At 64.8% G+C, this 24,975-nt stretch carries 31 protein-coding genes and 2 tRNA genes; 24 read left to right on the forward strand and 9 right to left on the reverse strand.

Going from position 1 to position 24,975, the window contains the following annotated elements:
* Positions 1-18: 18 nt before the first annotated feature.
* The gene (locus C479_RS15460) at positions 19-264 is read right to left on the reverse strand and encodes a DUF5822 domain-containing protein (protein WP_007704694.1); all 246 of its coding nucleotides are present in this window, start codon (positions 262-264) and stop codon (positions 19-21) included.
* 131 nt (positions 265-395) lie between these two features.
* Here C479_RS15460 and panB point away from each other — a divergent pair, with 131 nt between their 5' ends.
* The gene (gene panB / locus C479_RS15465) at positions 396-1,208 is read left to right on the forward strand and encodes a 3-methyl-2-oxobutanoate hydroxymethyltransferase (RefSeq protein WP_007704697.1); all 813 of its coding nucleotides are present in this window, start codon (positions 396-398) and stop codon (positions 1,206-1,208) included.
* A 56-nt stretch (positions 1,209-1,264) separates the two neighbouring features.
* On the opposite strand, the gene C479_RS15470 is transcribed toward panB, so the two are convergent.
* Entirely contained in the window at positions 1,265-2,059 is a 795-nt protein-coding gene (locus C479_RS15470) for an alpha/beta fold hydrolase (protein WP_007704699.1), read from the reverse strand.
* A gap of 148 nt (positions 2,060-2,207) precedes the next feature.
* Between C479_RS15470 and C479_RS15475 the strand changes: the two genes are divergently transcribed.
* Positions 2,208-2,456, forward strand: coding sequence for a DUF7127 family protein (locus C479_RS15475; RefSeq protein ID WP_007704702.1), 249 nt, complete (start codon positions 2,208-2,210; stop codon positions 2,454-2,456).
* The gene (locus C479_RS15480; RefSeq protein WP_007704706.1) at positions 2,453-4,717 is read left to right on the forward strand and encodes a CDC48 family AAA ATPase; all 2,265 of its coding nucleotides are present in this window, start codon (positions 2,453-2,455) and stop codon (positions 4,715-4,717) included. The genes C479_RS15475 and C479_RS15480 overlap by 4 nt, the downstream gene beginning before the upstream one ends.
* Before the next feature lie 189 nt (positions 4,718-4,906).
* On the opposite strand, the gene bcp is transcribed toward C479_RS15480, so the two are convergent.
* The 4 genes from bcp to C479_RS15500 all read right to left on the reverse strand — a co-directional run bounded on the left by bcp (position 4,907) and on the right by C479_RS15500 (position 8,197).
* Complete coding sequence (gene bcp / locus C479_RS15485) at positions 4,907-5,359, reverse strand: thioredoxin-dependent thiol peroxidase (protein ID WP_049907457.1); 453 nt, start codon at positions 5,357-5,359, stop codon at positions 4,907-4,909.
* Positions 5,360-5,469: 110 nt separating this feature from the next.
* Positions 5,470-6,327 (reverse strand): hypothetical protein, encoded by an 858-nt coding sequence (locus tag C479_RS15490; RefSeq protein WP_007704712.1) that lies wholly within the window; start codon positions 6,325-6,327, stop codon positions 5,470-5,472.
* Positions 6,328-6,354: 27 nt separating this feature from the next.
* Entirely contained in the window at positions 6,355-7,539 is a 1,185-nt protein-coding gene (gene priS / locus C479_RS15495) for a DNA primase small subunit PriS (protein ID WP_007704715.1), read from the reverse strand.
* 172 nt (positions 7,540-7,711) lie between these two features.
* Positions 7,712-8,197: a GNAT family N-acetyltransferase gene (locus tag C479_RS15500; protein WP_007704718.1), complete on the reverse strand. Its 486-nt coding sequence runs from the start codon at positions 8,195-8,197 to the stop codon at positions 7,712-7,714.
* Between the two features lie 93 nt (positions 8,198-8,290).
* Here C479_RS15500 and C479_RS15505 point away from each other — a divergent pair, with 93 nt between their 5' ends.
* Both C479_RS15505 and C479_RS15510 read left to right on the forward strand, forming a co-directional pair.
* Positions 8,291-8,701 carry an archease gene (locus tag C479_RS15505; RefSeq protein WP_007704720.1) on the forward strand — a complete coding sequence of 137 codons (411 nt, stop codon included), beginning with the start codon at positions 8,291-8,293 and terminating at the stop codon, positions 8,699-8,701.
* An 89-nt stretch (positions 8,702-8,790) separates the two neighbouring features.
* Complete coding sequence (locus C479_RS15510; protein ID WP_007704722.1) at positions 8,791-10,302, forward strand: RtcB family protein; 1,512 nt, start codon at positions 8,791-8,793, stop codon at positions 10,300-10,302.
* 54 nt (positions 10,303-10,356) lie between these two features.
* Here C479_RS15510 and C479_RS15515 read toward each other — a convergent pair whose 3' ends face one another.
* The gene (locus C479_RS15515) at positions 10,357-10,584 is read right to left on the reverse strand and encodes a hypothetical protein (protein WP_007704724.1); all 228 of its coding nucleotides are present in this window, start codon (positions 10,582-10,584) and stop codon (positions 10,357-10,359) included.
* A gap of 92 nt (positions 10,585-10,676) precedes the next feature.
* Positions 10,677-11,342, reverse strand: a complete 666-nt coding sequence (locus C479_RS15520) for a helix-turn-helix domain-containing protein (protein ID WP_007704726.1) — start codon at positions 11,340-11,342, stop codon at positions 10,677-10,679.
* A gap of 530 nt (positions 11,343-11,872) precedes the next feature.
* Between C479_RS15520 and C479_RS15525 the strand changes: the two genes are divergently transcribed.
* From C479_RS15525 to C479_RS15610, 19 genes are all read left to right on the forward strand, one after another.
* Positions 11,873-12,763 (forward strand): DUF4129 domain-containing protein, encoded by an 891-nt coding sequence (locus C479_RS15525; RefSeq protein WP_007704728.1) that lies wholly within the window; start codon positions 11,873-11,875, stop codon positions 12,761-12,763.
* A complete protein-coding gene (locus tag C479_RS15530) occupies positions 12,763-14,931 on the forward strand; it encodes a DUF58 domain-containing protein (RefSeq protein ID WP_007704731.1) in 2,169 nt (722 codons plus the stop codon). The genes C479_RS15525 and C479_RS15530 overlap by 1 nt, the downstream gene beginning before the upstream one ends.
* Complete coding sequence (locus C479_RS15535) at positions 14,928-15,473, forward strand: DUF7519 family protein (protein WP_007704734.1); 546 nt, start codon at positions 14,928-14,930, stop codon at positions 15,471-15,473. Before C479_RS15530 ends, C479_RS15535 begins: the two co-directional genes overlap by 4 nt.
* Before the next feature lie 192 nt (positions 15,474-15,665).
* Positions 15,666-15,749 (forward strand) — tRNA-Ser (locus tag C479_RS15540).
* A 67-nt stretch (positions 15,750-15,816) separates the two neighbouring features.
* A complete protein-coding gene (locus tag C479_RS15545; RefSeq protein ID WP_007704736.1) occupies positions 15,817-16,335 on the forward strand; it encodes a 30S ribosomal protein S13 in 519 nt (172 codons plus the stop codon).
* Positions 16,335-16,856: a 30S ribosomal protein S4 gene (locus C479_RS15550; protein ID WP_007704739.1), complete on the forward strand. Its 522-nt coding sequence runs from the start codon at positions 16,335-16,337 to the stop codon at positions 16,854-16,856. The genes C479_RS15545 and C479_RS15550 overlap by 1 nt, the downstream gene beginning before the upstream one ends.
* A gap of 1 nt (position 16,857) precedes the next feature.
* Complete coding sequence (locus C479_RS15555; RefSeq protein WP_007704742.1) at positions 16,858-17,247, forward strand: 30S ribosomal protein S11; 390 nt, start codon at positions 16,858-16,860, stop codon at positions 17,245-17,247.
* A gap of 4 nt (positions 17,248-17,251) precedes the next feature.
* A complete protein-coding gene (locus tag C479_RS15560; protein ID WP_007704744.1) occupies positions 17,252-18,004 on the forward strand; it encodes a DNA-directed RNA polymerase subunit D in 753 nt (250 codons plus the stop codon).
* Positions 18,005-18,131: 127 nt separating this feature from the next.
* Positions 18,132-18,216 (forward strand) — tRNA-Leu (locus C479_RS15565).
* 57 nt (positions 18,217-18,273) lie between these two features.
* Positions 18,274-18,627, forward strand: a complete 354-nt coding sequence (locus tag C479_RS15570; protein ID WP_007704745.1) for a 50S ribosomal protein L18e — start codon at positions 18,274-18,276, stop codon at positions 18,625-18,627.
* Positions 18,624-19,073 carry a 50S ribosomal protein L13 gene (locus C479_RS15575; RefSeq protein WP_007704747.1) on the forward strand — a complete coding sequence of 150 codons (450 nt, stop codon included), beginning with the start codon at positions 18,624-18,626 and terminating at the stop codon, positions 19,071-19,073. The genes C479_RS15570 and C479_RS15575 overlap by 4 nt, the downstream gene beginning before the upstream one ends.
* Positions 19,067-19,465 (forward strand): 30S ribosomal protein S9, encoded by a 399-nt coding sequence (locus C479_RS15580; RefSeq protein ID WP_007704756.1) that lies wholly within the window; start codon positions 19,067-19,069, stop codon positions 19,463-19,465. The genes C479_RS15575 and C479_RS15580 overlap by 7 nt, the downstream gene beginning before the upstream one ends.
* Before the next feature lie 12 nt (positions 19,466-19,477).
* On the forward strand, positions 19,478-19,672 hold the full coding sequence (locus C479_RS15585) for a DNA-directed RNA polymerase subunit N (protein WP_007704759.1): 195 nt from the start codon (positions 19,478-19,480) through the stop codon (positions 19,670-19,672).
* Between the two features lie 2 nt (positions 19,673-19,674).
* Positions 19,675-19,860 (forward strand): DNA-directed RNA polymerase subunit K, encoded by a 186-nt coding sequence (locus tag C479_RS15590; RefSeq protein ID WP_007704762.1) that lies wholly within the window; start codon positions 19,675-19,677, stop codon positions 19,858-19,860.
* Complete coding sequence (gene eno / locus C479_RS15595) at positions 19,857-21,062, forward strand: phosphopyruvate hydratase (RefSeq protein ID WP_007704765.1); 1,206 nt, start codon at positions 19,857-19,859, stop codon at positions 21,060-21,062. Before C479_RS15590 ends, eno begins: the two co-directional genes overlap by 4 nt.
* A complete protein-coding gene (gene rpsB / locus C479_RS15600) occupies positions 21,059-21,853 on the forward strand; it encodes a 30S ribosomal protein S2 (RefSeq protein ID WP_007704768.1) in 795 nt (264 codons plus the stop codon). Before eno ends, rpsB begins: the two co-directional genes overlap by 4 nt.
* Before the next feature lie 128 nt (positions 21,854-21,981).
* Positions 21,982-22,110 carry a hypothetical protein gene (locus tag C479_RS16960; RefSeq protein WP_275039669.1) on the forward strand — a complete coding sequence of 43 codons (129 nt, stop codon included), beginning with the start codon at positions 21,982-21,984 and terminating at the stop codon, positions 22,108-22,110.
* Positions 22,111-22,201: 91 nt separating this feature from the next.
* A complete protein-coding gene (mvk, locus tag C479_RS15605) occupies positions 22,202-23,188 on the forward strand; it encodes a mevalonate kinase (RefSeq protein WP_007704769.1) in 987 nt (328 codons plus the stop codon).
* The gene (locus C479_RS15610; RefSeq protein WP_007704772.1) at positions 23,185-23,931 is read left to right on the forward strand and encodes an isopentenyl phosphate kinase; all 747 of its coding nucleotides are present in this window, start codon (positions 23,185-23,187) and stop codon (positions 23,929-23,931) included. Before mvk ends, C479_RS15610 begins: the two co-directional genes overlap by 4 nt.
* A 29-nt stretch (positions 23,932-23,960) precedes the next feature.
* Here the strand turns inward: C479_RS15610 and C479_RS15615 are convergent, their stop codons facing one another.
* Complete coding sequence (locus tag C479_RS15615; RefSeq protein WP_083893876.1) at positions 23,961-24,863, reverse strand: alpha/beta hydrolase; 903 nt, start codon at positions 24,861-24,863, stop codon at positions 23,961-23,963.
* Between the last annotated feature and the right edge of the window lie 112 nt (positions 24,864-24,975).

Consider the following 24,975-nt stretch of genomic DNA (forward strand, 5'->3'; position numbering starts at 1 on the left):
GTAGCTCCGGAGATCGCCTCACGGACCGGACGTCTCGGTGGTCCGTTTCGCGTACGCGAAGACGAGGAGCGACGTGACGAGCCAGACGATGGCACCGACGCGGATAGCGAACTCGACGCGGTCGCCCCACGTCGGCAGGTCGGCAGGGAGCGAGAGGATCGCGACGATCGGGGCACCGACGACGATCGTCAGGACGAACGTCATCTGCATCACCCAGCCGTAATCGAGGCCGTCGGGTGAACTCGTTTCGACGGGTTCTGGCACGATCGGCTCTCTCGTGGGGGAGACCTTAAAGTCGACGTCACACCGTCGTGGGGGCACCAGAAGGACGGACAGAAACCGGCACGATGGCCTCCAACCGGTGGAATTTACCCGGTCGAGTCGAAGGCTCAGCTATGACGTCCGTCCGCGACCTGCGAGCGAAAGCGGGGACCGAGCCGATTACCATGTTGACGGCCTACGACGCTCCGACGGCGGCGATCGTCGACGAGGCCGACGTCGACGTGATCCTCGTCGGCGACAGCGTCGCCAACGCGGCGCTGGGCTACGAGACGACCGTTCCCGTCGACGTCGACGCCATGGCCCATCACGTCGGGGCCGTGACCCGGGCGACCGAGGAGGCGATGGTCGTCGCTGACATGCCCTTCCTCTCCTACGGCGCGGACGAGGCGACGGCGATCGAGAACGCCGGTCGGATGCTCCAGGAAGAGGGTGCGGACGCGGTCAAGCTGGAGTGTGGCCCACATACGGTCGACCTCACCCGGCGGCTCGTGGAACTCGGGATCCCGGTGATGGCCCACCTCGGGTTGACGCCCCAGCACGTCAACCAGTACGGCGGCTATCCGCGCCAGGGAACGGATCAAGAGAGCGCAGAGCGCATTCTCCAACTCGCGCGGGAACACGAGGACGCTGGCGCGTTCTCACTCGTTCTGGAACACGTCCCCTCGAACGTCGCGGCCGAGGTGACCGACGCCATCGATATCCCGACGATCGGGATCGGTGCCGGCCCGGACTGTGACGGCCAAGTGCTCGTCTTCCACGACGCGGTCGGTATGAGCGAGTGGTCTCCGTCGTTCGCGAAACAGTTCGGCGACGTCAAAGGGGAGATGGAGTCGGCAGTGTCCGACTTCGTCGAGGCGGTCGAATCCGAGTCGTTCCCGGCCGAGGAACACAGTCACGAACAAGCCGACCTCGACGAACTGTACTGACACGCCGGTCGTCCAGTCCGATTTCTGCTCCTGGAGGCCTATTCTATTCGCGCTCCCTATCCGTCGATTTCGTCCGTGAGAAAAGATGTGAGCGCTTCGTTGAACGCAGCTGGCTGCTCGACCATCGCCAGGTGTGCCGCGTCGTCGATCTCGACCAGGGTCGTCTCCGGAATCTCGTCGGCGAGGTACTCGTGGAACCAGGGTGGCGTCAACTGGTCTCCGCTCCCGTATACGACCAGTGTGGGGACGGAGATTTCGCCGAGCCGATCGCGCACGTCGAACCGGTGGGAAGTGAGGAAGTCCCGATAGGTGACGGTGGAGCCGGTTTCGGCCATGGTTTCACTCGAGCGCTCCCGGACGTCCGGATCGGGGTCGAGGAAGAGTCGGCCCGGTTCGTGGAGGAACTCGTTCGCCCGCTCGAAGTCGTTGTCGAGCCAGTCGAGCAGGTCTTCGAGCACTCCCAGTCGCGCTCCGGTACCGGTCAGGACGGCTGCATCGACGTCCACGTCCCGCTCTATCAGCAGGTGCTGGGCAACTGCTCCGCCCAGGGAGTTACCGATCAGGACGCGATCGCCGGTCGATTCGAGGACGGCGAGGACGTCGTCTGCGTAGGCCGTAAGCGTCTGGTAGCCGGCCCGCGCCTCGATATCCTCGGAGTCGCCGTGGCCGCTCAGGTCCAGCGTGGTGATGGGGCGGTCCCTCGCGAGGGGGAGCTGACCGTTCCAGACGCGACCCGTCGCGCCACTTCCGTGGACGAAACAGCACCCGGCTGCGTCGGATCGGTCGGGCTCATCCCGTCGATCGACGTGACGGTAGGCCGTCACCCGGTCGTGGTGAGTGACCGTTTCCATACCCATCCTTCCACGACCGGACCTATAAGTGCCGGTGCCTGTTGGATTGTGAACCGCGAACAGCGTTCTATTTCGATTTCGGGGGATGTGGTGGGGGTGTTGGGGGAAGATTTATATATCAGCGATGCTTACTTGGGGTTAGTAACACATGACTATCGCAGACACCGCCGGCGCGCAGTCGGCCATGGTGCGGACGTACGAGTACGACGACTCGTCGGTCGTGGTCGCGGACCTCGCCGACGCGTCGGCCGAACCCGCCGTCGACGTCGTCGATGGCACGGCTATCGTGGTTCTCGACGGCCGCCAACACGAAATCGATCTTCCCCGGGAGGGGACGGTAGCGGACACGTTTATGAAAAACGGCGTGCTCAGCATCGAACTGGAGGGTACCCGATGAAACTTACCGTCAAACCGTTAAAGCAGAAGGACGCCGGTCGTGGACTCGCTGCGATCGATCGCGCGTCGATGCGCGAGATTGGCCTGGAGAACGGCGACTACATCCTCATCCAGGGTAACGGCGAGGGGCGATCCGTCGCCCGCGTCTGGCCCGGCTACCCCGAAGACGAAGGGAGGGGGATCATCCGTATCGACGGCCGGCTTCGCCAGGAAGCGGGTGTCGGGATCGACGACAGCATCGCCGTCGAGGCGGCCGACGTCAACCCGGCAACGTCGGTTACCGTCGCCCTGCCGCAGAATCTCCGGATCCGCGGCGACATCGGCCCGCTCGTCCGCGACAAGCTGAGCGGCCAGGCGGTCACCGAGGGCCAGACCGTCCCGTTTTCGTTCTCGTTCGGCCCCATGGCCGGCTCCGGCCAGTCGGTCCCACTGAAGATCGCCGAGACGGCGCCGTCCGGGACGGTCGTGATCACCGACTCGACGTCGATCCAGATCTCCGAGAAGCCGGCCGAGCAGATCTCGAGCCGCGGTGGTGCCACTGAGGGCGTCCCCGACGTGACCTACGAGGACATCGGCGGACTCGAGGGCGAACTGGATCAGGTTCGTGAGATGATCGAACTGCCGATGCGCCACCCCGAACTGTTCCAGCAACTCGGCATCGAGCCGCCGAAAGGCGTCCTCTTACACGGCCCGCCGGGCACGGGGAAGACGCTGATGGCGAAGGCCGTCGCCAACGAGATCGACGCCCACTTCGAGACGATCTCCGGGCCGGAGATCATGTCCAAGTACTACGGCGAGTCCGAAGAGCAACTGCGCGAGGTGTTCGAGGAAGCCGAGGAGAATGCGCCGGCGATCGTCTTCATCGACGAGATCGACTCGATCGCCTCGAAGCGCGAAGAGACGAGCGGGGACGTCGAACGCCGCGTCGTCGCCCAGCTCCTCTCGCTGATGGACGGGCTCGAAGAGCGCGGCCGGGTCACCGTCATCGCCGCGACCAACCGCGTCGACGCCATCGACCCCGCGCTTCGTCGCGGGGGTCGCTTCGACCGCGAGATCGAGATCGGCGTCCCGGACAAGGAAGGCCGCACCGAGATCTTGCAGGTCCACACGCGCGGCATGCCGCTGGTCGATTCGATCGACCTCGACCAGTACGCCGAGAACACGCACGGCTTCGTCGGTGCCGACCTGGCGACGCTCGCCCGCGAGGCGGCGATGAACGCCCTGCGACGCATCCGGCCCGAACTCGATCTGGAGGAAGAGGAGATCGACGCCGAGGTCCTCGAAACGCTCCAGGTGAAGGAAGTCGATTTCAAGGAGGCGCTCAAGGGCATCCAGCCCTCCGCCCTCCGCGAGGTTTTCGTCGAGGTGCCGGACGTCACCTGGGACGACGTCGGTGGCCTCGAAGCGACCGAAGAGCGGCTTCGCGAGACGATCCAGTGGCCGCTCGACTACCCCGAGGTGTTCGCCGAGATGGACATGCAGGCGCCGAAGGGCGTCCTCATGTACGGGCCACCGGGGACCGGAAAGACCCTGCTCGCGAAGGCCGTCGCCAACGAATCCCAATCGAACTTCATCTCGGTCAAGGGCCCCGAACTCTTGAACAAGTTCGTCGGCGAGTCCGAGAAGGGCATCCGCGAGGTCTTCGAGAAGGCTCGCTCGAACGCCCCGACCGTGATCTTCTTCGACGAGATCGACTCGATCGCGGGCGAACGCGGGCGTAACTCCGGTGACTCGGGCGTCTCCGAGCGGATGGTTAGCCAGTTGCTGACCGAACTCGATGGCCTCGAAGAGCTTGAGGACGTCGTCGTCATCGCGACGACCAATCGGCCGGACCTGATCGACTCGGCGTTACTCCGCCCCGGGCGACTCGACCGCCACATCCACGTCCCCGTTCCGGACGAGGCGGCCCGCCGGAAGATCTTCGCGGTCCACACGGAACACAAACCGCTCGCCGACGCGATCGATCTCGACTGGCTCGCGGCCGAGACCGAGGGCTACGTCGGTGCCGACATCGAGGCCGTCACGCGAGAGGCGTCGATGGCGGCGACTCGCGAGTTCATCAACTCGGTCGACCCCGACGAGATGGACGACACGCTCGGAAACGTCCGTATCTCGAAGGAGCACTTCGAGCACGCACTCGCGGAGGTCTCGCCGAGCGTGACGACCGAGACCAGAGAGCGCTACGAGGAGATCGAAGAGCAGTTCGACTCGGCCGAACCAGCTGCGGCAGAAGGAGACCAGCTCGGTCGGACCTTCCAGTAGGACCTTTATCGGGTTCTCGCACTCACGGGTCGCGTGGAATCCGATACAATCCCCACCGAAAACCCGCATCTCGCGGGCTCCCCCGTCGGAACACGCGCACTGTCCGTGGGGCAGTTTCTGACCGCATCCTGCCGTTGCCGACTTTTTGTCTCCGACTGCGAGCGAACCGCTCGGCTTGAGGTCGACGGGTTACAACTCCGCGAGAACTTCGTCCGCGTGGCCCTCGGGATCGACGCCCTCGTAGGCGGCGACGATCGTGCCGTCGCCGTCCAGGACGTAGGTATTTCGGAAGACGCCGTCGAACGTGTTCCCGAACATGTTCTTCTCACCGTAGGAATCGTAGGCCGCGGAAACGCTGCCATCCTCGTCCGAGAGGAGGTGGAAGTCCAGGTCGTAGTCGTCGGCGAACTCGGCCAGGTCGGAGACCGGATCGTCACTGATCCCGAGGACAACTGCGTCGTGATCCTCGAGTTGCGGTCGGGCGTCGCGGAATTCGCAGGCTTCGACCGTACAGCCCTCGGTGTTCGCGCGCGGGTAGAAGTAGACGACGACCGGCTGTCCGGCGAACGAGTCGAGCGAGACCGTCTCGCCGTGTTGATTCTCGAGTTCGAACGTGGGTGCGTCGGTGCCAACGTCGAGCATGGATGCGCGTTTGGCCGGCCCCGACGTAGTGGTGTCGGTCCCGGCGGTCCAGTCCTCGGTCGCCACTCAGTGGAAAACCAGTCAAACTCTTCTGACGGCGGTCCACCCGATCACTCGAGCGGTTTCGCCGCGTCGCGCTCGATCAGCGGGTCCGCGTTGGCCTCGGGGAGGGTTACGACGTCGTCGCTCGCGAGGGTGTACTCGCGGTCGTCGACGCCGAGGATGGAGCCGACGTCAGCCGTGATCTGGACCGTCACTCTGTCGACGGCCGAGTCTTTGTCTGTTGCAGGAGGGGATGGCGCGGACGCATCGGCGTCCGAGTCGTCCGACGCCTCGTCTGTCGATCGATCACTGGGCTCGGCTGGCGTCGATTCGGTACTCGGCGAGGCCGCCCCCATCGCCTCGGCGGCGTCGAACGCGTCGTCCGCCGCCCCATCATTCGGACCGGAATCGGCGGGCGGTTCGTCGGCCGGCGGCACCGGCGGATTCGCCGAATCCGGATCCGACTTCGTCGGCTCCGCCTGTGACGCGGTGTCGCGCTCGCCGGCATCGATGGCGGGGTTGTCCGCGACGGTCGTCTCGGCTCCCTCGAGAACGGAGAGTATCTCCTCTTTGTTCGTCTCGATCCGGTCGACGAGGTCGTCGAACAGCGTCGCTTCCTCGCTGGTGAGCCCGTCCGAGTCGGCCGTCATCCCGGCGGCGGCGAGACTCGCCTGTTTGACGAGTTTCCCCATTCGGCGTTCGTAGATGGCTTCGGCGACGTCTTTCGACGTCTCGATCTCGTCCGTGAGTCGAGTCACTTCCGGTGCGGCGAACGGATTCTCGTGTTCGGCGGCGACCTGATCCCGTTCGTGTTCTAACGCCTCGATGTACTCGCCGACTTCCTGGTAGAACGATGGCCGCAGCTCCTGAAGGCTGTCTTTCTGGCGTTCCGTGTTCCGGACTGAGCGTAGTTCCTCCAGATTCATACTGCGGTGGGTGTGGTCGGCGGCCGATCAGGCGCCGGTCTCTTTTTCCTTCTCTGCGCGGCCACGCGCCATGAGGAACATGGCAACGTGCTCTGGTACTGACTGCTCACCTTCCGTGACTGTAAAGGTGTCGCCACCGAGTTCGACGGGGCCGCCGCGGTCGACCGTCACCCGGATCTCGTGGCCGGTGAACGTCTCGGGGACGGCGTCGACGAGCGGGTCGAAGTCGGTGAGGTCCGCGCGATCGATCCGCCGCACCGCGAGTGAGCTGCCGCCGTGGAGGCTCCCGGGGAGCCTGATGAGCCGGTTGGTGTCCGTCGTCACCGGCTCGTCGATGGGTGCGTTCTCCGCCTCGACCGTTCGCTCGGCGAAGCGCTGGGCGAGCTGGGCGATCGCGGTGTGGACCGTGACGTTCCCGGCCTCGATCGCCGCCCGGTTGTTCGTCGCCGCGTTCAACGCGGCCGTCGCCTTTCCTTCCCCGATCCCGTCGAACGACTGGAGTCGTTCGAGAGCAGCTTCCTCGTCCATCGCCAGCAGGTCGTCGAGGAAGGAAACGAAGCGATCGTGCAGTCGTTCTCCCCAGCCGCCGCTGGTTCGCAGGATGCGACGCTCGGTCGGCGTTTCCCGCCCCATTCCCGCGACGGTCTCCGTCTCGATGAGGTGGTCGAACTCGAGGCCGATACCGCGGACGTAATCGACGATTTCGCGACGGTGTTCGCGTTCGAGGTGGCGGATCCGCTCGTCTCTGACGTGGACGTGATACCCGCGACCGCCGGAGAAGACGATCTCCATGTTCTCGAACCCGAAGTCGTCTTCGAGGAAGTCGAGGAGGCGACGGAGGGCATCCTTGCACGTGGCGAGCATCTCGGCGTAGGAATCCTCGCCGAGGGTGACCCCTGGGAGGTGGTCGGCGTCAAGGTCGAAGACGAGATCCGATCGCTGCCATCCCTTCTCGTCCATGGAATTGGCACCTGGGTCCTCGTACAGTCCGGCGGAGTAGTAGACGTGTCGCGGGCGCTCGCGCTCCAGAAAGGTCTCGATGTCCCCGATGTCGAGGACGGATCGATGTCGAATCATCCGCGTGTCGGGGCCGGTCGTCCAGGGGATGTACCCCCACTCACGGGACTCGGGGGCGGGCGGCGGCGTAATCTCGGCCCGCCGGTAGTAATCCCTGAACCGGCCGCGAAGGTACGCTCGCGTTCGCTCCTCCATTCGCCACTCACTCGCTCGCGGTGGCGTATAACTGTATTGGAGGCGACGCCGCCGACGGAACGGCGAGTCCCGCCTCGATTCGGGCAGTCTTGGCGTGCATCGGTCGGGTATCGGCGATTCGGCGTGCTCGGCAGGCGATCCAGACTCGTTTTTCCACTGCCCACTTCTCCGTTCAGCGCGTGACGAACTCGGAGAGTCGATCCGTCAGTCCCGCGTCTGACGAGAGTTTGAGATAGTAGGCGTCGCCGCCGTCTTCGTAGTAATTCTCGATGCGCCGGGTGATCTCGAAGCCGAGGTGTTCGTAAAACTGCAGGGCGTTTTCGTTGGTCGTCCGGGCGTGACACGTCACCGACCGGTGGTCTGTCGCGACCGCCGAGACGAGCCGCTTGCCGATTCCTCGCCCCTGACAGTCGGGATCGACACCGAGAAAGAGGATGTAGCCGTCGCGTCGGACCGTCACGAACCCGACGAGCGACTCGCCGTCGTGTTCGTGGACGATACAGTGGACGGTCGATCGACGGTAGGCGTCGGAGAAAAAGTCCCAGCGTTGTTTCAGTACGTTCTCGCGCTCGCGGATCCGCTCTTTGAGTTCCCAGGCGTCTTCGACGTACTCGTCGCTGCCCGCGGGGACGACACGGCTATCGACGTTGACGCTCACTGTCAGTGGATACCATCGTCGTCAATATAATTCTGCCGGCAGCGGGTGTTGCGAATCGATGCACATACCGTGGCGGGCCCTGAAGGACCGGCTATGCCCTACGAGCTTCGGCCCCACACGGCCGACGTCGCCGTCGCGGCGACCGGACGGACGCTGTCGGCTGTCTTCGAAGCGACGGCCGACGGGCTCGCGGCCGCGAGTTGTGACGAACTGGTCGATTCGGGGGAGCAACTCGATATCACTGTCTCGGCCGAGTCGCTGGAGGCCCTGCTCTTCGAGTACCTCGACGAACTCATCTACGTGCGTGATGTCGAACTCGTCCTTCCGGTCGACCACGAGGTTTCGATTGCCGAGCGAGCTGGTGGGTGGGAACTCGAGGGGCGTGCTCGAGGAATCCCCCTCGACGAGATCGATGCCAGAGAGGTCAAGGCGGTTACCTACGCCGATATGCGCATAGAAGAGACGGCAGCTGGCTGGGAGGCTTACGTCGTCTTCGACGTGTGATGTGCCAGTGACAATAGCTTCCGTGGCCAGTATCGGAAATCGGAACCCAGGTGCCAACGCCTTTTAGGAGGGCAACCGGACGTTCGGGTATGACTACGTACGACGCGAACGGCGTGACCTTAGAGCAGGTCCGCGAGTACGTCTGGGAGATCCCACAGGACGGTGAGATGCGGGTTCCCGCGCGTGTGCTCGCGAGCGAGTCGCTCCTCGACGAGATCAGCGACGACAAGACACTAGAACAACTGCGGAACACGACGCACCTGCCGGGGATCACCGACTACGCGATTTGCATGCCTGACGGGCACCAGGGCTACGGCTTCCCGGTAGGTGGTGTGGGCGCGATGGACGCTGAAAACGGGTGTATCTCGCCCGGAGCGGTCGGCTACGACATCAACTGTGGCGTCCGAATGATGACGACGAACCTCACCTACGACGACGTCCAGGGGCACGAACGCGAGCTCGTCGATTCCCTGTTCGCGAACGTGCCGTCCGGTCTCGGCGGTGGCGGGATCGTCGAGGCGGGGATCGACACCATCGACGAGATCCTCGCGCGCGGCGTCGACTGGGCACTGGAGCACGACTACGCCGTCGAAGACGATCTGCGCCACTGTGAAGACGAGGGCGTCCGCGAGGAGGCCGATCCCGCAGCAGTGTCCCAGAAGGCGAAGGATCGCGGGAAGAATCAGATCGGCTCGCTCGGGTCGGGGAATCACTTCCTCGAGGTTCAGCGGGTCACCGACGTCTTCGACGACGAGGTGGGTGCGGCGTTCGGGCTGACAGAGGACCAGATCGTCGTCCTCATCCACTGCGGCTCGCGCGGACTGGGTCACCAGACGTGTAACGACTACCTCCGGAAGATCGAGCAACACCACCAGGGATTGCTCAATCAACTCCCGGACAAGGAACTCGCGGCGGCGCCGGCCGGCTCACAGCTCGCCGAGGAGTACTACGCGGCGATGAACGCGGCGATCAACTTCGCGTGGGTCAACCGGCAACTGATCATGCACCGTTCCCGAGAAGTCTTCGAGCGGGTGTTCGACCGGTCGTGGCAGGATATGGAGATGGAGCTGTTGTACGACGTCGCACACAACATCGCGAAGAAGGAGACGCACACGATCGGCGCGGCAGCGCACTCCGCGGACGTCGCGAGCGGCGCCGATCCGCGAGCCGATGAGACCGAACGCGAACTCTACGTACACCGGAAAGGAGCCACGCGAGCCTTCCCGGCGGGCCATCCCGAGGTGCCCGCAGCGTACCGTGACGTCGGTCAGCCCGTCATCATCCCGGGGAGCATGGGGGCGGGCAGTTACGTCCTCCGTGGCGGCGAGGCGTCGATGGACCTCACGTTCGGCTCGACGGCGCACGGGGCTGGCCGTCTCATGAGTCGGACGCAGGCCAAAGACGAGTACTGGGGCGGCGACGTCCAGGAGGAACTCGAGGCCGACCACCAGATCTACGTCAAGGCCCAGTCCGGCGCCACGGTCGCCGAGGAAGCGCCGGGCGTCTACAAGGACGTCGACGAGGTCGTCCGCGTCTCCGACGCGCTCGGCATCGGCGACAAGGTCGCACGAACCTTTCCCGTCTGTAACATCAAGGGGTGAGTCGGTCGATTACGTCGAGTCGGCCGCTGACGGTCGGATCGACCATCCGCCCCATCACCCGATCTTGAACGGACTGTCGTCGTCGCTCGAGGCGCCATTCTCGCCGTCGACGTTTTCCTCGGCGTACGGCTTTCTGGCGGAGATCGTCACCGACGCTTCGGGATCGTCTTCGTCCGCCCAGGGGCTCTCGTACGCGGTGAGTTCGAGATCGGTTACCTCCCAGCCCTCAGATTCGATCAACTCGACGAGCGTCCGGCCGTCTGTGAGCATCTCGTCTTCCATAGGCTAGCACCGCCGTCCGCCCGTGTAGGTGTTGTGCCGAACTGGTGGCTGTGGTGGGACCATCGTGGCGTGTCTGGAAACACCTCAACACGTCACTCGCTTGGCGACCGATCGACGTCGAGCGATTCGGTGACGAGCCGTCGATGCGCTCGACGGAGCCGCTCGGAGAGGGCCTGGTGGGAGATATCGAGTTCGGCGGCGAGCCCTTCCATGTCGACGTTTCGCGGGATCTCGTAGTAGCCGGCGGCGAGTGCCGTGACGAGCGTCTCGTACTGGGCGTCCGTCAAGCCGTATCGACTTCGTTCGGTCAGCTCGAGCTCGTGCACTCTGGCGACATCGATGGTGAGGCCCGCTTCGGTCGCCGCGTCGTAGGTCGCCGACAGTACGTCGCGTTCGGGGACGAGCACACGCAGGTGCCACTGCGCGCCGGTGCCGAAGGCGTCGAGGATCGCCGCCTTGGTAGCAGTGAGCCGGTTCACCGTCTCGATCACCGAATCGGCCCACTGGATCAGATACCGGCGTTCGTCGTCACCGTTTGCGAGCCGTTTGAATCCGACGACCGTCGGGTCAGCCTCGAGGTGGTCGTCGAGGGTCGCGAGTGACTCCCGATCTGCACGAAAGCCGACGTGTGGCATGATCGAGTCGGTAGCCGACGCGACGACCGGCTCGATCCGAACCTCGAGTGACGGCACGCGATCCAGTGATCGAGCGAGAGCGAACTCGGGAGCCGGTATCACGAGCTCGGCTGTCGTGCCCATAGGGTGGCCACCACCTCCAGCCAAATGAGTTGTCTTCAGCGACGTGGGATGGTTCGCCGTTTTGAACGCTCTCCGCTCCTTCTGTCTCCCGATGATGACGAAAAGGACCTTCATTCTCGGTTGAGTGACGACGCTCGCCGGCGCCGGACTGGAACGGGTCACGAGATGTACGATCGTCCCGGTACTGGGGCACACTCGAGGCGACTGACGACCGGTTACTCTCCGAGGGTGACCGATGCTAACCGAGCCGAGACGCTGTGGATGGTCGAAATCGTCGACTCGGTCGAGCAGCGAGTGCTCGTTCGCGATGCGCTCGCCCTGGTAGGGATGGTTCGGCGTTTCGTGACATGGGTGTGATTCGGGTTCTATTGGACGGCGAGTACATGGACGGACTGCTCCGAGTAGGAAGTGAACGACACGGACGTCGACTCGCTCACTCGGCCGAGTGATCGGGAAGGAGTCCCGCACCCGGCATCTCCTGTCAACCGATAGAAGGACTTTAGGCGGTCTGGAATGTGGCTGGGACTATCATGCGATTCGACGCCGTGTTCAAGGGGAGCCTCACGGTTCTCGGGATCGCTGCGGTCGCTCTCGTGGCGGCTATTCTCGACTCGCCGGTGGATCTCTCCGGTGAGAGTGGCAGCGGGCCGGTGAGCACCCAGTCCGGAGCGGTCGATGCGATCGCAATCCCCGAAATGCCGCCTTTCGTCCAGGTGTTGTTTCTCGTTGTGGCAACGCTCCTGGCGGGATTGGTAGTGCTTCACATTATCGACGAACCGATGGAAAACCTCCTGACCGTGGTCGGGGTCGTGCTCGGGGCAACCCTTATCCTTGGTATATACACGCTGTTCCACGTGATAGGGGCTGGGCCAGGGTTTCCGACCGAAGGGACCAGTTGGACGGGTGCCGAACTTACCGGTCCGACGAGCAACTCGGGCGGGAACGTAAACGCGGCGACGCTCGTCGTCACTACGCTCGGCGGTTTCTTTGTGGTCTTCGTGGGGCTGGTACTCTATCTGCGTTCGAAAGGAACTCCGTCGAACGAGGTGACGGCCAACCGGTCACCCCTCGACGGCGACGTATCCGCGGCAGCGGTCGGGGCGGCTGCGGGCCGTGCGGCGACACAGATCGAATCTGCCTCGCAGCAGGATACGGAAAACGAGATTTATCGCGCCTGGAAAGAGATGACGACACTCCTGCCGGTCGAGTCACCGCAGACGACGACACCCCGGGAATTCGAGGCGGCTGCCGTCGAAGTCGGGCTGGAACGGGCCGACGTCTCGGACCTGACCGAACTGTTCGAGGCTGTCCGCTACGGAACGGAGGAGGTAACGCACGCCCGCGAGGAGCAGGCGATCGACATCCTTCGGCGGATCGAATCCACGTATGCGGTTGACGACGAGAGCGAGGTCGATTCGTGATGCGAGCTCGCACGACCGTCGCCGCAGCCGTCGCGGTTGCCTGGTTCGGTGTCGGGCTTACCATCCTCCTGGGTGGTGTCCCTGGCGACGTGTCGGTCGCCATCCTGTTACTCGTGGGGACGCTTGCCGCGATGGTGGCGGTCTGGTCCGTCGTCAAACGGCGCGGCACGCAGCGTCGATTCGATCTGCCCGCCGTCGAACGGGGTCGACCGGTTCCGATTCCGGGAACGAACCTCGAAGATGCGATCGGCGAGTTCCACGAACGAACGACTGGTGCGGGGCAGCCAGGTCGACGCGCCGCGACCGGCCTCTACGGGCTGGCCATCGCCGTTCTCACTCGGTTTCGCGGACTGACGAAGGCCGATGCGACGGCGCTACTCCACGATGGTACCTGGACCGACGACCCGTTCGCTGCCGGATTGCTTTCCCCGACCCGTTCCGTGCCGTATCCGGAGGGAGGACTTCGAACGCGGTTGCTCAGGTACACCTCGTTCGTTCCGACGGCTGCACTCCGCAATCGCGTAACCCGTCTGATCGAGACCAGATCTCGGTACGCTATTGCGATCGAGCGGACCGCGGCGGAAGTGTCCCGTATCAGTGACGAGGCTCGCGGGTCGACCGTGGAACGGGGCGCTCCGGATCGCATCGAACCGTCGGCCGAGAGAACCGACGTTCGGACGACCGACCGACCCGTCGAGACGCTGACCGAAGTCGATTACCATCAGACCGCCTACTGGAACGGTATCGGACTCGTCGCGCTGCTTCCCGTCACGGTCGGCCTCTACGTCCGGGAACCGGCGGTCGTCATGCTGGGCGCGGTGGCCGTCGCGTTCGCCGGAGTGGCTTCGATCACGCAGGCGCCGAAGCCGGATATCGCAGTCTCTCGAACGGTCGAACCGACGGACCCGGAGCCGGGCGAGCACGTCGAGGTGACCGTCACCATCGAGAACACTTCGACGTCGACGCTGTTCGACCTTCGATACGTCGACGGTGTCCCGGCAGCGCTCTCGGTCGTCGCGGGGTCGGCGCGTATCGGGACGGCCCTCGGCGCCGGCGAGTCGGTCTCGTTCGAGTACACATTGAAAGCGAGCCGTGGCAGCCACGAATTTGATCCAGGCCTCGCGGTGACGCGCGACCTCTTCCAGTCCGAAGAGCGGGCGACGTACGTGCCGTCGGAGTCGGTCCTCGTTACCGAACCGCTCTCGACACCGCTGTCACACGACCCGGCACTGCGACGAGTAGCCGGGACCTTCGGGTCGAGTTTCACGACCGACGACAGCGGCGACGGGACGGCGTTTCACTCGGTCCGCGAGTACCGCCGAGGTGACCCACTCAATCGCATCGATTGGAACCGCCGAGCGCGAACGGGCGAACTCGCGACATTAGAATTCGAGGAGGAGTACGCTGGCTCCGTTCTCCTCCTCGTCGACGCTCGAACGCCAGCGTACGTTGCACACGAAGCGGGTGCGCTTCACGCCGTCGATCGGGCAGTAACGGCCTGTAGTCGGCTGGCCCCGACATTGCTCGAAGAGGGCCACCACGTCGGTCTCGCAGCGATCGGTCCCGCCGTCCGGACGGGGGCGACCGATTCGTCGGCCGGCGAGTGCTGGATCGCACCCCACACCGGGCGTGCTCACGAGCGTCGGCTCGCGGCCGCGTTGTCGGGTCATCCCCAGTTCTCACCGACGGTCCCGACCGGCGCGACCCGGTGGCGGACCCAACTCCGCCAGCTGCGGCGGCGTCTGTCCTCGAACGTACAAGTGCTCTTCATCTCGCCGCTTTCCGATGGCGTTAGCGTGGAGATCGCGCGCCGGATCGAGGCGAGTGGGTACGCCGTCTCCGTCCTGAGTCCGGATGCAACGGCGACCGCGACGGTGAGCCACCGTCTCGCGCGTGTCTCCCGTCTTCTTCGTCGGTTCGACCTGCAGCGAAACGGGATTCCGGTGATCCAGTGGGACGCCGATGAGACCATCGAAGGGGCGCTCGCCGGGGACGTGGCGACGGTCGGGTGCCGGACCGGTGACCTGACCCAGGGAACTGACGGTTCGGAGCGCGAATCGAGTACCCAGACCGGGAACGAACCAGCGGAACCGAACGACGCTCGAACCGGTTCGCCGGAACGGTCGTTGCACGCCGTGGCCGGGTCGTCCGACGGTGATCGCTCGTGACCGCTCGGAACAGCCGACCGTCGACCGTTGCCGGGAGTTGTGCACTGGGGGCGGGACTCGTCGGCGTCGTGGTTGCCGGGCTCGGCTCGATCGAATCGGCCGCGATCGCCGTTGCGGGCTTCGGATTACTCGTCTGGGCTGTCAGACGTGGTGGGAGCGTCGCGCTCGATCTGGGATCGGTTATTCTCTTTCTCGCACTCGTTCACGGAACGAGTCGAACCGCCTCGATGGGTGGGGCACTCGTCGGTTCTCTCGCGGTGGTGTTGGCGTGGGACTTCGCTCATACGGCCCGCGACATCGGTCGCCAACTCGGGCGGGACTCCCAAACGAAGCGGCTGGAGGTCGTTCGAATCAGTACATCGGCCCTGGCCGGACTCGTTCCCGCGTCGGTCGGGTATCTGGTCTTCCTCTCGGTCGGCTCGGTCGGCTCGGTTGGCGCATTGGTCGCGCTCGTCCTATCTATTCTCTTCGTGACGGTCGCGCTGGGGACCGGTGTTAGCTCGGTACGTTCCCGCACCGGTGACGTGTTCAGGGACGTCTGAGGTCGCGAGATACCGGATCTTCGCTATCGGGTCACCACGGCCGGTCGCTCCGGGGAAGTCGTCCATCGTGAGGTGGTCGGTCGCGGTCCCGACGTTTCGTTGCCCTTATGTACCCGACGGGATGTATTTCCGGGTACGATACGCTGCAGGGGGTCGGTCCCCCGAGTCCACACGGGCGACGATAGATACCGGGTCGTGGTAGCCAAGCAGGCCCAAGGCGCATGGTTGCTAACCATGTGGCGTCAAGCCTCCGGGGTTCGAATCCCCGCCACGACGTCCGTACCACAGAACGCTCTGGGAGGCCGGCAGACGGTCCTCTCAGCCAGACACAGACACACGATACATGAGCGAGGAAACACCGCAAGAACCCGAAGACGACGAAGACATTCAGTACTTCGTTCGAATCGGTCAGACAGACTTAGACGGCACGAAGTCCGTCGAACGCGCGCTGACCGGACTCGACGGGATCGGCCGACGGACGGCCCGACTCGTCGCGAGCGAAGCTGCTGTCGACCGAACGGCGACGTTCGGTACACTCGAGCAAGACACGATCGACGACATCGTTTCACTCGTCGAATCACTCGGAGACGACCTCCCCGACTGGTTGAACAACCGTCCGGGCGACTTCTACACGGGCGAGACGGAACATATCGTCGGCAACGATCTCGGTCTCACCCGCCAGCAGGACATCAACCGGATGAAGATGATCGACTCCTACAAGGGCGCCCGCCACAAGCGCGGCCAGAAGGTCCGCGGACAGCGAACGAAGTCCACCGGTCGTACCGAAGGGACCATCGGCGTCAACGTCGAGGAGATCCGCGAAGAGCAGGCCGAAGAGGCCGCCGAGGAGGATGACGAATAATGCCGCTCGGCACCGATACTAAGCAGTACGAGACGCCGAACCATCCCTACCAGGGCGAGCGCATCGCGAACGAGCACTCGCTGCTCGACCGCTACGGCCTCGCTAACAAAGAAGAACTCTGGCGAGCGCAGTCGGAACTTCGTTCGTACCGACGCGAGTCCCGGGACCTGCTCGGACAGGCCCAGGGCGACGCGACGGTCCAGCGACGCTCCGAAGAGTTCCTCGGCCGACTCAAGCGAGTTGGCATTCTCGACGAAGCGGAAGGCCTCGGTGACGTCCTCGGGCTCGAGATCGAGGATGTCCTCGAACGCCGACTCCAGACGGTCGTCTACCGCAAGGGACTGGCGAACACGCCACAGCAGGCGCGCCAGTTCATTATCCACGGCCACGTCCGGATCGGTGACCGGCGCACACGCGTCCCGTCGTACGTCGTCGACGTCGACGAGGAGGACGACGTGGCGTTCGACGAGACCAGCCCGCTGGCGGACGAACTGCACCCGGAACGTGCGGAGGGTCAATAATATGAGTCAGGACGACGACAAGTGGGGGGTCGCCCACGTGCACGCATCGTTCAACAACACCATCATGACCGTGACCGACCTCACGGGCGCGGAGACGATCGCGAAGTCCTCCGGCGGGACTGCGGTCAAGCAGAACCGCGACGAGGCGTCACCCTACGCAGCCATGCAGATGGCCGAGGGCGTCGCCGAGGAGGTCAAGGCTGCGGGTATCACCGGTCTCCACGTCCGCGTTCGCGGGCCCGGCGGCAACCTGCAGAAGTCCCCCGGTCCCGGTGCGCAGGCGACGATCCGCGCGCTCGCCCGCTCCGGTATCGAGATCGGTCGCATCGAGGACGTCACGCCGATCCCGCACGACGGATCGCGCGCACCGAAAGGCAAGGGCGGATTCTAGATCCATGGCATCCGACTACGACGTCGAGTTCGTCGAACGCACCGAACGGGAGGCGCGGATCCTCGTCCGTGGGATTACACCCGCGTTCGCCAACGGCATCCGCCGCGCGATGGTCGCCGACGTGCCGACCCTGGCGATCGACACCGTCCGGTTCATCGAGAACTCCTCGGTCATGTTCGACGAGCAACTGGGGCTTCGCCTCGGACTCGTCCCCCTGACGACGCCGACGCCAGAGGAGTTCGGCGATGACGACGTGGTCACGCTCTCGATCGACGTCGAGGGGCCGGCCACCGCCTACTCGGGCGACCTCGTCTCGAGCGAACCCGACCTGGTGAAGCCGGCCGACGAGAACGTCCCGATCATCCAGCTGAAGGACGATCAGCGCCTCGAGGCCGAGGCCGAAGCGGTCTACGATCACGGCAAGAACCACGCCAAACACCAGGGCGGCGTTGCCGTCGGGTACCGCCACCTCCAGCGCGTGACTGTCGACGGAGATCTTCCCGAATTCGAAGAGGAGGAGAGCCAGATCGTTCGCGGCGTCATCGAAGACGATGGCGAATTGATCCCGACCAGCGAGTTCGGGCACGATCTGACCGAGCGGTATCCGGGGAAAGACGTGACCGTCGAAGACGTTCCGAACGCCTTCGTCTTCCACGTGGAGACGGACGGATCGTTTGCCGTGGAGGAGCTCGTGACGCGCGCCGTCGACTCGATCGACGACCGCGCAGCCGAACTGGAAGACGCCGTACAGCTATAAGAGAGACCAATGACCCGTCATCACCCTTCGAACCCGAAACAGGCCGGCGCCACGAGCTACGAGGCCGGCGACGGATCCGACCGGATCGAAAGCGGTTTGAAGGGGCGGCGGGTAGACGGAAGTGCACGCAGGGATAGCCAAGTCAGGCCAACGGCGCAGCGTTCAGGGCGCTGTCTCGTAGGAGTCCGCAGGTTCAAATCCTGCTCCCTGCATCACTTCTGGGCGAGTTCCGCTCGTCAGCGACTGACACCGATTATCGGAGGATATCAATGAGTACGAAGACCAATCCGAGGCTTACAGACCTCATCGCCGAGCTGAAGTCGACGTCTCGTTCGCGAGACGCCGACGTCTGGCGCGACATCGCCGATCGGCTCGAGAAGCCCCGTTCGAACCACGCAGAGGTGAATCTGGGCCGTATCGAGCGATACGCGCGTGAAGAAGAGACAGTCATCGTTCCCGGCAAGGTGCTGGGAAGCGGTCGACTGCGAAAGAACGTCACCGTCGCCGCCGTCGACGCGTCGTCGTCGGCTGCGACGAAGATCGATCAGGTCGGCGAGTACGTACCGATCGAGCAACTGCTCGAAGAGAATCCAGAGGGATCGAACGTGCGGGTGATCGCATGAGTCTCGCCGAATTCGACGCCGATGTCGTCGTCGACGCTCGGGACTGCATTCTCGGTCGCGTCGCGAGCGAGGTTGCCCAGCGCGCACTTGATGGCGAACGGGTCGCCGTCGTCAACGCCGAAGATGCCGTCATCACGGGCGACAAAGAAGACGTGTTCGAGACCTACCGGACCCGAGCGCAGCTCGGTTCCGACCGCGGCCCGAACTACCCGAAACGGCCGGACATGATCTTCAAGCGGTCCGTCCGTGGCATGCTCCCGTACAAGAAGTCCCGTGGGCGTGAGGCGTTCTCGAACGTCCGCATCTACGTCGGTAATCCCTACGAGGGTGACGACGACCACGAGGCGACGGTCCTCGAAGACACGTCGCTGGATCGCCTGTCGAACATCCGCTTCGTCCATCTGGGCGAGGTCGCCGAACAACTGGGTGCTTCCGTCACATGGTAACGAACACGAGTGGGAAGAAGAAGACAGCCGTGGCACGAGCGACCGTCAGCGACGGCGAGGGTCGTGTCAGGGTCAACGCACAGCCAGTCGAACTGGTCGAACCGGAGATGTCCCGTCTCAAGATGCTGGAGCCGTTCCGCATCGCGGGCGACGAACTCCGCGACGGCGTCGACATCGACGTTCGCGTCGAAGGCGGTGGAATCAGCGGCCAGGCAGACGCCGTCCGCACCGCCATTGCTCGCGGGATCGTCCAGCACACGAACGACGCCGAACTGCGCGATGCGTTCATGTCGTTCGATCGCTCGCTGCTGGTCAACGACGTTCGCCAGTCCGAATCGAAGAAGTGGGGCGGCCCCGGTGCGCGGGCTCGCTACCAGAAATCCTACCGCTGAGGTGAGACAAGTATGATGGTCCCGGTCCGGTGTTTCACGTGCGGCACGGTTGTCGCTGAACACTGGGAAGAATTCGAAGAACGCGCCCGCGAGGGTGACGAGGATCCCGCCGAAGTCCTGGACGACCTCGGCGTCGACCGGTTCTGCTGCCGGCGGATGCTCGTTTCGCACACCGACCTCGTGGACGTCGTCTCGCCGTACCAGTAACCATGCAACAGGAACGCTACAACCGGTACGAGAAGGCCCGGATCCTCGGCGCGCGAGCGCTGCAGGTATCCTACGGCGCCCCCGTGCTGATCGAGACCGACCGAACGGAGCCGATCCTCATCGCGGCCGAGGAGTACGACGAAGGTGTGCTCCCGTTCACGGTCAATCGAGGGCAGGCATCGTCATGACGCTGATCACCGACGTCCGGCTGCGCGAGATACTCGACTCCCGGGGCAACCCGACGGTCGAGGCCGACGTCGTCACGGAAAGCGGTGGGTTCGGTCGCGCTGCGGCCCCGTCCGGCGCGAGTACGGGCGAGTACGAGGCCGTCGAGCGACCCACCGGAGAAGCCATCGCCGCGGCTCGTGAACGGGCCGTCCCCCGGCTCGTCGGTGAGGCCTACGCCGGCAACCAGCGTGAGGTCGACGCGATCTTGCGTGCGGCAGACGGCACCGATACCTTCTCCGAGCTCGGCGCCAACAGCGCGGTCGCCATCTCGATGGCGGCTGCGAAGGCCGGAGCGGACGTGCTGGGTGCACCGCTGTTTCAACATCTGGGCGGGACGTTCCGCGGGGAGACGTTCCCCACGCCGCTCGGGAACGTCGTCGGCGGTGGCGAACACGCCGCCGACGCGACCGACATTCAAGAGTTCCTCGCCGCACCCGTCGGGGCGCCGAGCGTTCAGGACGCAGTGTTCGCAAACGCGGCGGTCCACGCCGCAGTGGCGGACATTCTGGACGAACGCGGCGAGCCTGCGGGGAAGGGCGACGAGGGTGCGTGGGCGCCGTCGATCACGGACGCCGAGGCGTTCGAAGTCGTCGACGAGGCAGTGAACCGCGTCGAGAACGAGGTCGGCTTCGAAGTCGGCATCGGCCTCGACGTCGCTGCTGCGGAACTCTACGACGCCGACGCGGGCGAGTACGTCTACAGCGACAGAACGCGCTCGACCGACGAGCAGATCGCGTACGTCGCCGACCTCGTCTCCGAGTACGACCTCGTCTACGTCGAGGACCCACTCGACGAGGACGACTACGAGGCCTACGCGGATCTCACCGACCGAGTTGGAGACCAGACGCTCGTCTGCGGCGACGACCTCTTCGTGACGAACGTCGATCGCCTGCGTGAGGGGATCGATCGGGGTGCGGCCAACTCTATCCTGATCAAGCCGAATCAGATCGGCACGCTCTCGGACGCGTTCGACGCGATCGAACTCGCGACCGAACACGGCTACGAGGCCGTCGTTTCCCACCGTTCGGGCGAGACCGAAGACACGACCATCGCACACCTCGCCGTCGCGACCGACGCCGCCTTCATCAAGACCGGCGCCGTCGGCGGCGAGCGAACCGCCAAGCTGAACGAACTCATCCGAATCGAGGACGACGCGATATGACAGAGAACGATACATCACAGGAGGGCCTCGACGCCGCCGAGGAGGAGATCGACGAGGAGCCAGCCGAGGGGGCTGGCCCCGCCGCCGAATCCGAGGAGGTCACCGAGGCCGACGACGCACAGCCCGCCGCAGACGACGCTGCGGACGAACCCGATACCGAGGAGGCAGACGACGGCCCCACGCTCGACGACGACGTCATGAGCGACGAGGACGTCGACCTGCTCATCCCGGTCGAGGACTATCTGGGCGCCGGTGTTCACATTGGTACCCAGCAGAAGACGTCGGACATGGAGCGGTTCATCCACCGCGTCCGAACCGACGGTCTGTACGTCCTCGACGTCTCGATGACCGACGGCCGGATTCGCACGGCTGCGGACTTCCTCGAGAACTACGAGCCGGAGCAGATCCTGGTCACCTCGTCCCGTCAGTACGGCCGATTCCCGGCCGAGAAGTTCGCCGAGGCCGTCGGCGCACGCGCCCGAACGGGCCGGTTTATCCCCGGGACGCTGACCAACCCGAAGTACGATGGCTACATCGAACCCGACGTGCTCGTCGTCACGGACCCGATCGGCGACGCGCAGGCCGTCAAGGAGGCCATCACGGTCGGGATTCCGGTCATTGCGATGTGTGACTCGAACAACCAGACCGGTAACGTCGACCTCGTCGTCCCGACGAACAACAAGGGTCGCAAGGCCCTCTCGGTCGTCTACTGGCTGCTCGCGAACGAGGTCCTCGACCGCCGCGGCGCGGAGCCGTCCTACGCGCTCGAGGACTTCGAGAGCATGGTGTAGGTTCGGTATTGTCCTTTCAGACGTTTTCACGCCGATGAGCGGCGGCACCCTCCGACGACCGCGTGACGTCCTCGATGCGACCGAACTCGACAGAAAGAGTTACCTGTCGAACGGCTCGACTGTGGCGTATGAGCGATTTCCTGTACGAGTTCGACGAGGAAGCCATTCCGCCGGTCGTCGCACTGGCAGCAGCCGCGCTGGCTGGAGTCTTCGCGCTCGGATTCGTGTACAAGCTTCTCACCGTCGTCGTCCTGTAACGGTTGGCGAGCGATTCGACAATGGCCGACCTGCTGTCGATCGCCGCCCGAGAAGACAGCAATTAAGCCGGGTCGGGCTAATCCACCGCCAATGACTCGTTCGAGCGCTCCCGGGAAGATTTACCTCTTCGGTGAGCATGCGGTCGTTTACGGCGAACCGGCGGTCCCGTGCGCGATCGAGCGGCGGGCCCGGGTCGGCGTCGAGCCGCGCGACGATGCGACGTTGCGTGTCCACTCCGACGATCTCAGTCTAGATGGCTTTACCGTCGAGTACGCGGGCTCGACCGACGGAAAACCCGATATCGACGTCGCCGAGTCGCTCGTCGACGCCGCGATGGGATACGTCGACGAGGCGATTGCGCAGGTCCGCGAGGTGACCGGCGAGCCCGACGCCGGATTCGACGTGACGATCGAGAGCGATATCCCACTGGGGGCGGGTCTGGGGTCGTCCGCGGCAGTCGTCGTCGCCGCGGTCGACGCGGCGACGCGTGCACTCGGCGTCGAACTCTCCACGGCGGAACTCGCCGAGCGCGCGTATCAGACCGAACTCGCGGTGCAGGAGGGTCAGGCCTCGCGAGCGGACACGTTCTGTTCGGCGACTGGCGGAGCCGTTCGCGTCGAAGGCTCCGACTGTCGGGCGATCGATGCACCCGACCTCCCGCTCGTGATCGGGTTCGACGGCGGCGCTGGGGATACCGGTGCACTCGTCGCAGGTGTTCGACAGCTTCGCGACGAGTACTCGTTCGCGGCGGACACGGTCGCATCGATCGGCGACATCGTACGGCAGGGTGAGACGGCGTTGGCCGACGGTGACGTCGCGGAACTCGGGCGGTTGATGGATTTCAACCACGGACTGCTGTCTGCGCTGGGCGTCTCCGGCCGCTCGCTCGATTCGATGGTGTGGGCGGCACGCGAGGCCGGTGCGTTGGGCGCGAAGCTGACGGGTGCCGGCGGGGGTGGCTGCATCGTTGCACTGGACCCGACGCCGGAGACGGAGACGGCGTTGCGGTACTTACCCGGGTGTGAGGACGTGTTCCGCGCGGAACTGGCCGACGAGGGGGTGCGCCGCCTCGAATGACGGTCGTCCTGAAACTCGGCGGGAGCGTCGTCACGGAGAAAGATCGGGCGGAGACGATCGACGGCGCGGCGCTCGATCACACGGCGGACGCGATCGCCGACGCGATCTCGGCTGGCGATATCGACGACCTGGTCGTCGTCCACGGGGGCGGGAGTTTCGGCCACCACCACGCCAGTGAGTTCGGCGTGAGCACGACAGATGGGAGTCACGATGTCGACGCCGTCCACGCGATTCACGGGGCGATGACGACGCTCAATCAGTTCGTCCTCCGACGTCTGCTCGACCGGGACGTCCCCGCCGTTCCGGTCCACCCGTTTTCGGCCGGTCATCGGTCCGAACGTGGTGAACTCACGTTTCCGGCTGGCCAGATCGAGACGCTGCTTTCGGAGGGGTTCGTTCCCGTGCTCCACGGGGACCTCGTCGCGCACGCGGGTGAGGGCGTCACCGTCGTGAGCGGGGACGAACTCGTCGTCGAGTTGGCAGCGAGCCTCGGGGCCGACCGCGTCGGCCTCTGTTCGGCAGTCCCTGGCGTTCTCGACGACGCCGATGCGGTCATCGACCGGATCGACGAGTACGAAGACGTCGCCGACGTGCTGGGTGAGAGCGAGGCGACGGACGTGAGCGGCGGGATGGCGGCGAAAGTCCGAGCCTTGCTCGACCTTGACTCGAACGCGACGATTTTTGGACGCGACGGCCTGTCGGCGTTTCTCGAGGGAGACGATCCGGGAACGACGATCGACTAATCGTCGTCGGTGGCCTCTCGGGTCGCGGTTTAGAACGTCGAGACGACCTCGTGGATACAGCCGTCGGCGGCCGCGTAATCGAAGTGACTCGGGACGTACGGGACGTTGTGGTCCGTGTAGTTCGACGGTGGCGTCCCGTCGCAGCCGTCGTTCCCGACTGCGTCTCCCATTTCCGCAGCGCCGTAGGCCCAGTTCAGAATTTCGTCGTCTTCCATCCAGTAGTTGTGTACGTCGCCCACGGCGGCTTCGATGTCGGGGCCGTAGGCACCGCCCATCGAGACGGATTCGTCGTCCGCGGCGCCGCCGAGGAGCGTGAGTGACGTGAGATCGTCGTGATGTCCCCACTCGGAGAGCTGCTCGACTGCCGACAGGGCAACGCGAGCGCCGAGCGAGTGGGCGACGTACCGGACAGTGACGTCCGGGTTGGTCGCTTTGTAGGCGTGTGTGAAGGCCGCGAGTTTCGGGCCGTTTTCTTCGGCGATCTCGGTGGCGTTGTACCAGCCGAAGTCGGCATCCCACGAGAAGCCGACGAACGGTTGCTCGTATCCCTCGCTGGTGAACGTCTCGTCGGCGTCGCCGAACGTACAGACCGCTCCCTCGGCGTCGTTGTTCCAGCCGTGGACGAACACGAGCAGTTCGTCGCCCGGAGCGCTGTGGATGCCGGGAATTCCGTCGCCTGCGTACTCGTAGTTGGTCACGTCGTTGCCGTCTGTGAGGTAGACGCTTCCGTACCACGTGGTGTCGAAGTGACCGCGCGTCGTCACTCGCGGAAACGCCGTCGGTGGGTCGTCACAGCCGCCCTTGCTACCGGCGCTCGCAGTCCCCGATCCCGCGAGTACGGCGCTCCCGGCGAGTCCGGCCGCCGCCACCTCGCTGAGTATTCGTCGTCTGGACGCCGATCGAGCCGCCTCCTCCGTGCCTTGTTGTGGCATGACTGGTGTTACCAATACTTACTATTTAACCATTGTGTCAATAGTCGGCAGTGACCGGTCAGTGTCGCGATAGACAGCTGGAACTGACCGTAACCGGTCGTCGGTGGGTGCC

Source organism: Halovivax asiaticus JCM 14624 (assembly GCF_000337515.1).
GTDB classification, from domain to species: domain Archaea; phylum Halobacteriota; class Halobacteria; order Halobacteriales; family Natrialbaceae; genus Halovivax; species Halovivax asiaticus.